Annotated in this window: 8 protein-coding genes and 1 tRNA gene; 7 read left to right on the top strand and 2 right to left on the bottom strand. The window is 53.8% G+C overall.

The window, feature by feature from the left end; translation table 11 throughout:
• The first annotated feature begins 82 nt into the window (after positions 1 to 82).
• From VFA76_09405 to VFA76_09395, 3 genes are all read left to right on the top strand, one after another.
• Positions 83 to 1,789 carry a PAS domain S-box protein gene (locus tag VFA76_09405; protein ID HZR32054.1) on the top strand — a complete coding sequence of 569 codons (1,707 nt, stop codon included), beginning with the start codon at positions 83 to 85 and terminating at the stop codon, positions 1,787 to 1,789.
• Positions 1,790 to 1,865: 76 nt separating this feature from the next.
• Positions 1,866 to 3,038: an HD domain-containing phosphohydrolase gene (locus tag VFA76_09400; GenBank protein HZR32053.1), complete on the top strand. Its 1,173-nt coding sequence runs from the start codon at positions 1,866 to 1,868 to the stop codon at positions 3,036 to 3,038.
• A 158-nt stretch (positions 3,039 to 3,196) separates the two neighbouring features.
• Positions 3,197 to 3,271: transfer RNA gene (locus tag VFA76_09395), tRNA-Gly, on the top strand.
• On the opposite strand, the gene VFA76_09390 is transcribed toward VFA76_09395, so the two are convergent.
• Positions 3,272 to 4,453 (bottom strand): site-specific integrase, encoded by a 1,182-nt coding sequence (locus VFA76_09390; protein HZR32052.1) that lies wholly within the window; start codon positions 4,451 to 4,453, stop codon positions 3,272 to 3,274.
• Between the two features lie 1,101 nt (positions 4,454 to 5,554).
• On the opposite strand from VFA76_09390, the gene VFA76_09385 reads away from it, so the two are divergent.
• The 3 genes from VFA76_09385 to VFA76_09375 all read left to right on the top strand — a co-directional run bounded on the left by VFA76_09385 (position 5,555) and on the right by VFA76_09375 (position 8,390).
• Positions 5,555 to 6,997: an AAA family ATPase gene (locus VFA76_09385; GenBank protein ID HZR32051.1), complete on the top strand. Its 1,443-nt coding sequence runs from the start codon at positions 5,555 to 5,557 to the stop codon at positions 6,995 to 6,997.
• Positions 6,998 to 7,645: 648 nt separating this feature from the next.
• A complete protein-coding gene (locus VFA76_09380; GenBank protein ID HZR32050.1) occupies positions 7,646 to 8,083 on the top strand; it encodes a DUF5681 domain-containing protein in 438 nt (145 codons plus the stop codon).
• Positions 8,076 to 8,390, top strand: coding sequence for a hypothetical protein (locus VFA76_09375; protein HZR32049.1), 315 nt, complete (start codon positions 8,076 to 8,078; stop codon positions 8,388 to 8,390). The genes VFA76_09380 and VFA76_09375 overlap by 8 nt, the downstream gene beginning before the upstream one ends.
• Before the next feature lie 800 nt (positions 8,391 to 9,190).
• On the opposite strand, the gene VFA76_09370 is transcribed toward VFA76_09375, so the two are convergent.
• Positions 9,191 to 10,786 (bottom strand): hypothetical protein, encoded by a 1,596-nt coding sequence (locus tag VFA76_09370; protein HZR32048.1) that lies wholly within the window; start codon positions 10,784 to 10,786, stop codon positions 9,191 to 9,193.
• 988 nt (positions 10,787 to 11,774) lie between these two features.
• Here VFA76_09370 and VFA76_09365 point away from each other — a divergent pair.
• On the top strand, positions 11,775 to 12,164 hold the full coding sequence (locus tag VFA76_09365) for a Rap1a/Tai family immunity protein (protein HZR32047.1): 390 nt from the start codon (positions 11,775 to 11,777) through the stop codon (positions 12,162 to 12,164).
• Positions 12,165 to 12,525: the final 361 nt, after the last annotated feature.

Below are 12,525 nucleotides of genomic sequence, written 5' to 3'. Positions count from 1 at the left end.
CTGGCTGCCGATAAATAAATCGGGACCAGGATCCAGAGGAAGGCATGCCTTCACAGCCGCAACCAATCCGGGGATCGCCGCAATGATTAGTCCTCTGCTCGCGATGACGACGGGCCATCTCAGGCTGGTGGCCGATTTGCTGATTGGGGGCGGATTGGCTGGGTATTTACTTCAGGCGCGAGGGGTGCATGCCAGAACTCGTGCCGAAGCCCGGCGGGTGCGGCTCCTGCTGGATTCAACTTTTGAGGGGATTATTGGCCTCGATCTTGATGGGAGTTGTACGTCCTGCAATCGAGCTTGCTTGCAGCATTTAGGGTACGAATCGGCAGACCAGTTGCTAGGTAAGAAACTGCACGAAATCTGCCACGGTGTTCCCACAGGTGGCAGTCCACAGCCCCACACCGATTGCGCGGGCGCCTACAAGTGCATTCGCAGCGGTGAAACCAGCTATATGGATGATGAGTTATTTTGGCGCGCCGATGGCACTTCTCTCCCGGTGGAATTTTGGCTCTATCCCATGTGGGAGAAGAAGACGGCCGTAGGCTCGGTCCTCACCTTTCGGGATATCACACGTCGCAAGCGCGCCCAAGACGCTCTTCACCAAACGGAAGAGACCTTCAAGATGATCGCGGAAAATGCCGGAGACTTGATCGCCGTCGTAGATCCGGCTGGCAATCGAATTTACAACAATTCTAGTTATCTTCGCGTATTGGGATACACGCCGGAAGAACTAAAACAGACGGTAGCATTTGAGCAAATCCATCCTGACGATCGGGAGATCGTAATCAAAGGCGCTGCTGAAGCCGTCCGCACTGGCCAGGGACAGGTATTGGAATACCGCATGCGCCACAGAAATGGCGGCTACGTGGCGCTGGAATCCCGTGGTGGATTCATCCGCAATTCGGCTGGGGAGATTGAGAGCTTGGTGATCGTTGCGCGCGACATCCGCCATCGAAAACACGCCGAGCAAGCCCAGAAGCTCGAGGCGATCGGGCAGCTAGCGTCCGGCATTGCTCACGAAATCAATACTCCCAATCAGTTCATCGGCGACAACATCAGCTTCCTGGCGGACAGCTGGCGCGAACTGAATCAGGTCCTGGCGCTCTCCTGCTGTATTGCCAAGCAGTCCAAAACTGTGGGAGGCCCGACACCTGATTGCCTAGAGCAACTAAGAACCCGTATTGATGAGGCGGATCTGCCGTTCCTGACCAGCGAGATACCCAAAGCCCTTGCTCAAAGCGAAGATGGCGTACAACGGATCGGCAAAATTGTTGGTGCTATGCGGAGGTTTGCTCCCTCGGGTGCTGAAAAGAAGATACCCATTGACATCAACGCCGCCCTGGAAACCACCATGACCGTCACCAGCAACGAATGGAAAAGTGCCGAACTGGTGACCGATTTCGAATCCAATTTGCCGCCTGTAGTGTGCCTGCCCGATGACATGAACCAGGTATTCCTGCACCTGATTATCAACGCTGCTCACGCCATCCAGGATACCGGCAGAGACGGCGAGTCTGTGAAAGGCACCCTTACCGTGCGCACACGGCGCGGTCCGGATTATGTGGAGGTCCAGGTGCAAGACAACGGAACAGGTATCCCGCAGGAGATCAGTCACCATATTTTTGAACCTTTCTTTACCACCAAAGCCGTTAATCGTGGGAGTGGGCAAGGTCTGCCATTGGCTCACGACGTAGTCGTAAACAAACATGGAGGGCAAATCTGGTTCGAAACCGAAGTGGGTAAGGGCACTACGTTCTTTGTGCGTATCCCTCTTCAAGCCAGTGCATAAGGAAAATCATCTTGAGTGGACGATTTCGCTAAGCGCGACGAGTGTGCCGTAGGAAGAGCTTCCAGGAAGGACTCTAATGTCAGAGAAAGTCTTGTTAGTGGATGATGAGCCCCTAGTGCTTGAAGGGTACCGCCGTGTACTGCGCAAGGAATTTGATGTGACTCTGGCCGTCGGCGGTGAAAAAGGGCTTGCTGAGTTGCAGCAATCCGGGCCATTTGCGGTGGTCTTGTCTGACCTGAGGATGCCGGGGATGGACGGAAATGAGTTTCTGAGCCGAGTAGGTCAGATTGCGCCCAATACTATCCGCATGATGCTGACCGGAAATGCGGATGTGGATGCATTCATCCATGCGGTTAATCAGGGCAAGATTTTTCGCTTTCTGGCCAAACCCACAACCGCTGAGGATCTGACTCTCGCCCTGCGTGCCTGTATTGAGCAATACCGGCTGGTGTTGTCGGAGAAAGAACTTCTGGAGAAAACACTCTTCGGGGCGGTCCAGGTTCTGACCGAAGTGCTGAGCCTGGTGAATCCGGTGGCATTCGGAAAATCAAACCGGGTTCGCAACTACGTCAGTCACATCGCGCGCCGGTTATCCGTAACCCATTCCTGGGAGTTCGAGGTCGCGGCCATGCTTTGCCAACTCGGATGCGTCACATTGACACCGGAGACCATGGAGAGCGTGCACATGGGCCAGGTCCTCTCGCCTGAGGAGCAGCACCGCTACAACTCCCATCCCGTAGTGGCGCGCGATCTGCTTACCCGTATCCCGCGTTTGGGACCGGTTGCAGAGATGATTTCCCGGCAAAACGAGGCCGCATCCGCGGCCGCAGGCACAAACGCAAAGTCCCCCGCCCGCCTCGGCGCTCAAGCCCTCAAGATAGGCCTGGCGTTCGACCAGTTACTCAGCCAAGGTGTCGGTCACCACGAAGCCATCGATCAGCTGCTAAAAAATCCCTCGGAATACGATCGCGCCATCGTGAGCTTGCTCTCCGATCTCCACATCGCGGCCAGTACCATGGAGCTTCATCAGGTCAAACTTGCCGACCTCAGAATCGGCATGGTGCTCGATGAAGACCTGCGCAGCAGCTACGGTCTGCTGCTCGTAGGTAAAGGACAGGAAGTGACTGCAGCCCTGGTGGCCAGAATTCGGAGCTTCCTCGCCAAGGGAACACTGAGCGGAGAAGTACGCGCGCTGGTTCCGACCGCATGTGCCGAAAAACAGACGGCTGCCAACGCTGGCGCAGATTGATTGCTGATCGAGGAAGTTTTGATTTACGCGACATCGGATGTGGCGTCCTGCTCCGGCTTGCCTCCACAGGAGCAGGCTGGTGGCTACTCCTATGGTTGTGTCGCCATTTTTACGATGCTAGACTGATGCACACCAGCGAAGGGTCTTCTGTGCGCCGGGCGGGAGTAGTTCAGCGGTAGAACGCCAGCTTCCCAAGCTGGATGTCGCGGGTTCGATCCCCGTCTCCCGCTCCATCATTGCAACAGCTTAGCTGATATAGTTTCGATCGGTAGCGGAACATCCGCAAAAGTATCCACAAAGTTGCTACGTTCGCGAATTTTGTCCAGCATTTCCACGGCCGAGCGCGACACTTTGTCTGAGATGTGTGTGTAGTGTTTCGTAATGGCATCGGACATATGGCCGACAATGGCTTGCGTTACCTGCAGAGGAGTTCCTATCTCCGCCATGCTCGTGATGAACGTATGCCTAAGACTGTGAAAACGAAGATTTGGGAGTCCCGCCGCCCTGCGTACTCGCCTCCAGGCTGTGTCCCACGATATTTGGTGGCGGGTAGGATCAAAGCCATGATGCCCCCTCAGTGGGTCACTTGCCTTCGTGTGGCGCGACAGATCTGCCGGTAATAGGAAGTGTTCAGGTTCTGCAGCGCCCAGCAGCTCAGCGCGCCTGTAGAGCAGTACGACTGCTGCTGTGGCGGCTTGGTTTAGTTCAACCCAGCGGGCTCCAGCATTCGTCTTGGTGCTTTTTCTTGTGACGCGGACACGGCGCCGCTCCAAGTCGATCGCGCCTAGCTGCAACTTCTTTATCTCACCGCCACGCATTCCGGTGTTGGCGGCCAGCACTTCTGCACAATACGCTACCTGCCATAGTTCGTTGCTGGCTGCAACGGTCTCAAGCCTCTTGAGTTGGTCGAGGGCGAGAGCCTCGCCTACCTCGCTTTCTGGCTCGCTCAGCCGTCTGTAGTTCAGCAGAGGTCCACGCCACAGGTTCGATTCCTTGAGCACGTTCACCAAGATTCCCATTTCAAGGTTAATGGGCCTCTCTTTTACCTCCCTACGGCGATCGCGCTGGTAGTCCTTAAGAACGTCCAGCGTGATAGATTTCACTTTTCTGGATCCCAAGCGGCGTACCAATTGGCGGAGATACGACTGCTCATTGGACCTTGCCTTTTGTGATTTCAGGTGAGCGGCGTGCTGCTCAACCCAACGCATACAGGCTTGCTCCACGGTCCATTGTGCCTTATCCGTGGGCAGGCGACCTTGTTTTAGATCCTCAAGAAACTGACCCTTAAAAGCTTTCGCCTCGACGCGATCGCCAGTGCCAGTGGATTTCTCCTTCCAGTCAGCGTCGCTGTCCTTGTAACGAAAACAAAAAATGTAGCCGCGCCGATACAGCCCATCCTGACGTCTTTTGCTCATCACGTCTCCTTTCGTTTCCATTTATTTTTGTTTTTATGGTAAGACCGAAGCTCCGATGCCCGCTTCGCTGGTAGATGGCATTCGTTACTGCAGTACACACGATTGGCACGAGCGGCCAAGAAAAAACGGTCCTTAGAGCAAAACCTATTTGCACACTCCTTTGCTAAGTGCAGATTTCGCATCAGGTACAGCATTGCTTGCTCAAATCGATAGTTAGGAGGGCACTTCCTATACTCAAGCGAGGGGAACAATGGGCTGGGATACATAGGTGGTCCAAACAGCCACTGCCAAAAAGCGAACCGAGCTTCCTGAACTAGCCATCCCCGTTCCCGGGGGTCGTATGAGTCCAGAGCGTCTGCAATGACATCTTCTCGACGATGTGGAGCAGCGTCATCCGTCCAGGCATACGTCACCGAAGATTGAAAACGCTCAATGATCAGCTTCCGCGCTAGGCCCGCTTGCTCGTCTGAAAGTTCACCCTCCAGAACGCCCTCAACAACCGACCGGCCGTTCTCGTCGTGCGAGAGCCGGCCTCCTGGTCTTGCCGGAAGCTGCCTGCCGTGTATTAACTCCACGATTTCTTGATGACGGCGGAACCTATCATCCACAAAGAAGAAGTTCTCGTATTGACGAAGGAAGTTACGGGTGTCGTTCGGATCATCGGCTTCCACGTTTGCAAGCCCAATGAGGAACCCCCGGATCCGCTCCAGAGGTACTCTCCCCGGATTTAGGAAGTTCCTCACGCGGTCCTCTAGAACGAAACCTGGCATAATTTTGCTGCTCCCCGCTAGAATTGTAATAACTATTTACAAATCTAGTGTGACAGGCACATAGTCTAGCACAGATCGCGGCAGTGCAAAGGGGAAAGAAGATGATGACAGGGTTAGCTGGACGAAGGGCAGTAGGTTTTACCGAGTTCGCCGAGATGTTCGGAATTTCACGGGACGCAGCGAAACGACTCGCGCGGGATGGTTACTTGCGGACAATCTACATCGGTGGTCGGCGTCTGATACCTATGGCTGAGGTGGAACGTGCCGAGCGTGAAGGTGTAGGTAACGGTCGGACGCGTCGACTACATGGGTGCAAACAGAACGAGATCCAATGACTTCGCCGATAGAAGGCGAGTCACACCAAGGTGCCGGACGGTTTCGCGAGTGGCCTGCAACCGCTGCCGAAGAAAGGACTCTCACCTGGAAAATCACGACGATGACATTCACTTTTAGCGATCCCGAGCGCGCGGTCCTGGGCGCGGTCATCTTGGACAATGAGGTTTGGCTAGTGGCAGAGGTGCTGCGGGCTGATAACTTTTCTCTCGATGCGCACCGACGAATCTTCTGCAGGATGCGAGAGTTGGCCGAATCGGGCCGACCGATCGACATCATCACCCTTGGAGAAGAACTGACGCGTCGACATGAAGTCGAGGCGGTCGGCGGGATCGCTTATCTAACATCGCTCACAGACGGATTGCCGCGCACCCTGAACATTGAGCATTATGTCAAGATGGTGCGCGAGGCGGCCGGCAAAAGATACGTCTCCAGCGCCTGTGAAGCTGCGATGGTGCACGCCAACGGAGGCGCCAGCCTTACTGAATTGGCGCCGCGATTCGCTGAAATAAACTGGCGGTTAGCAGAATACCAATCCGATTCTATACACCGAATCGTGACGCTTGACCAGATTCCGGATCCGTTCGAAATCTCCTCGGGTGACGTTTCATGGGCGGTAGAGGGCCTAATTCCAGCGCGAGCGATCACCGTGCTTGCGGGAGAACCAGGTGCAGGCAAGACTTGGCTGGCAATGGGCATTGTCAGAGCGATAGCCCAAGGCGGGGAATTCTTGGGCCGACGCTGCGAACGCCGTCCAGTCCTTTATCTTGACCGCGAAAACCCACTACAGCTCATGCGAAACCGGCTCCAAACAATTTGTGGGGGCCCTGGAGTATTTCGTCCATGGGGTGCTTGGTGTGAAGACGAGCCGCCCATGATTGGCGATCCACGGCTCTTGGAATTTGCCAAGATCGGCGCATTTATCGTTTTTGACTCGCTGATCCGCTTCCATAGCGCCGAAAACGAAAACGATGCTTCTGAGATGAGCAAAGTAATGGCACATCTGCGTAGGCTGGCAAACGCGGGCGCGACCCTCTTCCCGGTGCACCACAAGGGAAAATCCGAGACGTCATCCTATCGCGGCAGCAGTGACATTGCCGGCGGTGCCGACGCGGTCTTTGCGCTCGTCAAACGTAAAGACCTGCTGGAATTGCGAAGCGTGAAGCACAGGTTCACAGCCGAGACGACTATTTCGATCCAAACTGACTTCGCGGCCGGACGCTTCACTGTCACCGATTCATCAGTAGCAAACAATCGCCAAAAAGAAATCGATGCCATTGCGAAAATCATCAGCAGCAGCCCAGGACTTTCAAAAAATCAGGTCGTGCAGCGTTCAGGCATGGGCCGCAACAAAGTTCTAGCATTACTTGACCAGCACGAGGGTTCCGTGTGGAAGTCCCGAAGAGGCGCCAAAAGAGCTTTGCTGTATGAACCCGTGTAACCAGTTCAGTGGTACCGTACCAGTACCAATACCACTCCGACGACTGGTACAGCAGTACCACACCCCTTAGGGGTGGTACCAGTACCGGTCGCGTCGAGCAGCAGAGACTTTTCACCTTAAACAGTCAATATGCCTTAATCGCTTGGCAGCGGTGCAGTTTGAAATTTCAACAAAATAAATCGTCTTACTCTGCAGCGTCAGCGTTGGCTATCGGCAGCAGCAGCTACTGTCGTGTCGCGCGCAGGTGGCTCAGGACGCCGCCTCCTAATTTTGTTTGACGCACAGAATCTACCTGGTGCGAAATTGTCCGATTGCCCGCTATCGCAGCTGGACATCTGCACGATCCCCACTGCTTGATCCCGCACTGACTTTAAAGGCGGAAGGTCTAGCAACATCCGAAAACACCCACAACTAGAACGCAATGGGTGCCGATTCTGTCCATCCATCGCCGGATCTTGTGTTCTTTTGTCCGGAGTGAGACATATAACATCAGGGACAAAGCTAAGACACAGGCGGAGAGCGTGCCCTGCCTGCGCAGTTGACCGGTCCGTTGCTCGTACTGACAGCCTGGCGCGCCCTTGGTCGATTTTGGCCAGTGAGCCGGACCGTCGGAGCCGCATGAATGATCTTGGGCGTGAGATCAAAGGAATGGGCTTCGATCCGGCACAACCTGCAAAAATTGTGATGGCTCAAAACAGGCAAAAAAAAGAAGCGAAGAGACCGGGCAATCCTTATATTCAAAACGTTGGTAAGGAAACGCGATTTAAGCCGGGCGAGAGCGGCAATCCCGGTGGACGTCCAAAAAACGATTGGGCACGCGAGATCGCCCGGGCAGTATTTGAGAACAATGTGGAATCGATCTACGAAGCGATGCTGAGCGTCTTGCTCAAGGGAAGCGGCAACGCCTTCAAAGAACTCGCCGAGCGAGCATACGGCAAGGTGGTTAGTAAGCACGAGATCAGTGGAGCGGACGGTGGTCCATTGAACGTGAGCTATTCGGAAATGACCACTGAGGAGCTGGACGCCCAGATCAAGACCCTGATGGACGAACTAGGGCTGGAGCGCAAAAGGGTTCCCGGTGAATGAGGATTTGGAAAAGAAGCGCGAACTCGTTCAGCTCCTGGAAGAGCGCCGTCTATCTGGTTGGGAGCGTCGACGCCGCCGGTTTTTGGCTGCGCAGGCGCGGCTATTTGGTGTAGACGACCGCGGGATGCCGCGTGCCGACGGAATTGCACAGCTTCTCCGACGGGCTCATGCGCACGATGTTTTAGTAGAGAAAGCTCGGGTGGGCGATGGGGTGGCGATTAAAACCTTAAAAGAGGCGAAGCCTTTCTCCGTGGATGAATACATCGTGTTGAACCTTGGATTTGCGCCAGGCGAACTCAGGACTTAGTTCAAGCTGGGGAAGCCCATCCTATTCAGCCTAAGGAAGGTGAATTGTAATCTACGGAGACCTAAAAGACTTTGACGACTTAGTACCCGTTATGAGCTGCATTCTTCGCGGGCCTTTGGGAAATTGACGGAAAAGCGTGAACTTACGGGAGCCAATGGCGACGGAAGCTCGGGTTTTAGGCTACTCATGGCCACATTGTGCGATCCCGCGAGGAGTTCAGCTTGCCCCCCAACTCGGATGTAGCGCCACAAATTAGTCGTCTTAAGACTAAAGTTTTACGAAGCATTCCCGGCGTTCAGGGCTACGTCCACCATTAGGAGTGATCTCACATCTGGCAATTGCACTAACGCTGCACGGTTCGCTGCAGCTAGCGAATCGAAGAGCTTAGGCAGCTTTGGTCACCCACTGGCGCAAGTGGAGTTGCGTCGACAGACTGTACCCAGCAGATGTTTCGGTTGTTTAGGGTCTATAAGAAACGTGCTTTAGAGAGAAACGGCTACACTGCTACCAAAGGGGGGGCATATCGTCGTAGCCTTTGACGGGCTCGGTTACGATCGGCCCAAGTTCTAATTCGATTAGCAACCTTTGCAATGTCGTCTGTTGACGGCTCTCCCTTGCCCAGCAAGATAAGGCCGATTTCCCTACCGTGGGCTGTAACATCATTCCGATAGAGCATTCTCTCGCGGTCCTCCATCGGCAACTGGTCATACTGGGCCACTCTTGCCAAAACCGCAGCTTCCGCAATGGACAATCGGTGCATTTTTAGTATTCTACTACCTCCTCAAATATAGATGCTATTACTAAAGTTCGCGCACCCCACTAAGCAAGGGGCAGCCAGTCACACCTGAATCTGACCGCCCGTCGGCGCTCCATTGCTCTATGTAACTCTCTGATATTGAAAGAACAAGTGCGCCCGCTCCTATAGGGAGTTCAATCTCTCGGGCGTTGCTGCTGAACGCGTCCTTCCAGAGAGCGACGCAGCGGCTCCGGTTCGCACTAGTACTTTCCACGGGATGGCTCAGCTGCGACATTCCAAGACTGGTAACACACAGGACAGAACAGCCTGGATCGTCGGCGAGGGTAGCCGCACAACGTGCTGACCATCTGGGCCGAATCTGCGGGCCATCCATTAATAGGGCAATGACCAAGTTTGGTCCAACTGCACGCACCAAGTCGCCTACAGGATCGGGGCGGGCAAGATCTTCGCAAATTAGGACGCAGACGACCAGCCAAGGCAGCATGGAGACGAAGGTGAGTTCGCGCGCCGAGACGTCTATATGCTCCCACCAGAGTTTCCCTGTATGAAGGCGACTGCCCAAGGAATACTGGGTGAGTTGGTTGGGATCTAACTTCCACCTGTGATGCTTACCCTGCTTAATAGTTTCTAGCGTAGGAATATCAAAAAAAACCTCATTCTTGCTGTGTGTCTTGACAGTCCTCGGTGTTGTCACGCCGGAGATAAGAAAACTTTCTCGCTCATCGACAATTTCCGATCTCAACGAAGCGTAAAGTTCGGGGGTCAGTGCAAGTTCCGGGAGAATAACTCCGTGCATGGAGCCCATCTGTTGGCGTGCTCGATCAAACAATGAGGTTATATGTTCGACTGGGTCCGGCTCTCTCTCAGTATGGCGAAATCCAAAAAACCCGAAATTCGCCGGCATATTCCGCATCTCGGTGGAAAACGGCGATTCTTTTTCGAATTGAACTGGGTCAATTTGGTATGGCCACGGGACAACGAGTATATTGAGGCACTGTTCATCCGGGTAGTTGGGAACCAGATGCCATTTCGGCTGAAGTTCACCTGATACGCAAAGGGCGAGATTATGAGACAGGGATCTGACCGTGAGTCCATTTTGCGGAGTACGCATCTTCGGCAGAACGCGAGCCCGGGAACAATGAATCTCCTCGGCCACATTTGAGCTATTGGAAGTGTTTGTTACCAGATCGTCCGCATGATCCCAAAACTTTTGATCGATGGAAGTTGTTTTTCCCTCCCGAGGCAGTCCAACTCCTTCACAAGCCGAATCCGCGAACGCTGCTAACTGCAGCAAAATCTGGCACCCCTTGGTGTCGGACTTTAACTCCTCGATTGATTTGTCGAGGTGCGGTCGAATTTTGACCCAGAGCTCTCGCACTTCGTTCGGCGCACCTGATCCAATGGCCCAGCTTTTTCTCCAGGACTGTCCTACGTTAGAGGCCACCTCCGCCCAGTCTTCGTCCGAATCAACAGGCGGCCAGTCATTGAGTGCCACCGTGTAACCGCCTGATTGCATGAGTAGAGCCATACATATGCCGAATACGTCAGGCGGCCACTCAGGTACCGATTCTTGGTCCTTCAGCCGCGGAATGAGAAACGTTGCGTACTCCCAGCCCGTGATGCATTTATTACCCGTCACACAGACCACCTCTTTTTTTTCACGCGAAGGCTTTTTGCAGGCGCAGCATTGTATCTCGACCTAAGGTGCTCCAGTAGAAATTTCTCTGACGTTGCAACTTTAGAACAGAAAAGTCCCCGTGGCAGCGGCTTCTTGGGGGAAATTTTGAGAGAGTCAGTCCTGCTCCGATTTCGCTTTGATGACTCGGAATGGCGGCTGAAACAATTCAAATCCATAACCTGGAGCACACGCACTGCATTAGCATCAAAAGGCCCTTGCTCCGGCGTACCACAACCTTCACCTAATGTCCCACCGCTCAATGATCGTACAGTGATCGCTTGGCGCGGGTCATTTTCAGCGTAGAGCGTATTGCGATCAACGATGCTCACCAAGGCTAACCCGGAATTTCACGTGAGCGAAGTCGCTGATTGGTCGGATGAAAAGCTGCTCCACTTGATAGAAACGCTGACCGATGGGCTTGTCAGGATTACGTAAGCCGCCAGTTGACTACTGGCCATTCCTTGACAAGAACGCTGTGCGCAAAGCGCATCGACGAGATTATCGAGCATCAGTACGTCGCCCGGACCCACGCCATCGAGGTTTACTAGCTCCTGCGTGTATCGCAGTCGAAAAAGAACGGATCAAATACGGCAAGTCCCGCTTCAAGCGTCATCGGTCCTTCATGCGGAAAATACAAAAAAAAGCGGTTCAGTAAATGTCCCGTGACTAGATTGCATCTCCTTTCTGAGGCGGAATGGTTTTGATACACTGACCCGCTCTTAGAAAGGGACTGGGAATGGACATTGCGATAGTAAGCGCATTAAAGGAAGAACGAGACCGTCTGGATCGCGCAATCGAAGCACTCCGGGGCGTAACCAGTAATGGCCGTAAACGTTCTATTACGGATCGTAAGCGCAGAGGTATCAGCGCAGCCGGTAAAGCACGAATCGCAGCCGCACAAAGAGCAAGATGGGCCAAACAACGCAAAAAAGCCGCTTGAGGTGCCAAAATGAAGGCAGCAGCGTTGATACTTGTGGTAATGCTTCTGTGTGGAATCGCTGTCGCTGAAGAGCAGCGCGGTTTCACCTTCGAAAGTGGCACTGAGTTTCTGGCAAAGTGCTCAACCATACCAGACGACAGAAAATCCACTTATGATTCGCTTGCATGTGTAATGTGGCTAAAAGGATTTGTAGATGGAGCTGCTGCGGCAGGTGCATATCACCTCGCTCAGTCTGGCTCGTCGCTTAAGGCGGATATCTGTTACCCGGATGGGAACACGCTCCTGCAAAACACGAAGGTAATCGTAAAGTACATGAACGATAATCCCAGTACTTTACATCAGCCAACCTCCGTTTTAGCTTTCAAGGCACTCAAAGAAGCGTTCCCGTGTAAACCGTAAGGGTGGATAGCCATCTCCGGAGTCTCCTGTTCATTCACCCCTGAGACGCTTTGGCGGTATGCTGCGCATTTCAGATGGCGTGGGAGGCAATGCCCGAGCAGACTGAAAAGAAGAACGCTGTACCGAAAACTCTTGGCAGCCTCGGACTCACGCTGGCAGAAGCCAAGAAGGGTTTAGCCCTGACGTTTGTAACAGAACCAAAAGCTAAGGAGGGACAGAACCATAAAAGGACGGTCAGTCCTTCGCTCCTAAGAAGATGACTGTACCGTGTATTGGTTTACGGTATCCAACGGCAGGACAGCATCCTTCACTCTCAGCGGGTGTTCGTTTGCTTTCCAGGAGACAAGTAGTTTTAGCCCCT

It is taken from the genome of Terriglobales bacterium, assembly GCA_035651655.1.
Classification (GTDB): domain Bacteria; phylum Acidobacteriota; class Terriglobia; order Terriglobales; family Acidobacteriaceae; genus DASRFG01.
The sequence above is the reverse complement of the archived record's forward strand: the minus strand, read 5'-3'. Positions and strand labels throughout refer to the sequence as shown.

Bases quoted from the DNA above. Each gene is read 5' to 3' on its own strand.
- VFA76_09400 (HZR32053.1), top strand. From the start codon at position 1,866: ATGTCAGAGAAAGTCTTGTTAGTGGATGATGAGCCCCTAGTGCTTGAA.
- VFA76_09405 (HZR32054.1), top strand. From the start codon at position 83: ATGATTAGTCCTCTGCTCGCGATGACGACGGGCCATCTCAGGCTGGTG.
- VFA76_09365 (HZR32047.1), top strand. From the start codon at position 11,775: ATGAAGGCAGCAGCGTTGATACTTGTGGTAATGCTTCTGTGTGGAATC.
- VFA76_09385 (HZR32051.1), top strand. From the start codon at position 5,555: ATGACTTCGCCGATAGAAGGCGAGTCACACCAAGGTGCCGGACGGTTT.
- VFA76_09380 (HZR32050.1), top strand. From the start codon at position 7,646: ATGGGCTTCGATCCGGCACAACCTGCAAAAATTGTGATGGCTCAAAAC.
- VFA76_09390 (HZR32052.1), bottom strand. From the start codon at position 4,453: ATGAGCAAAAGACGTCAGGATGGGCTGTATCGGCGCGGCTACATTTTT.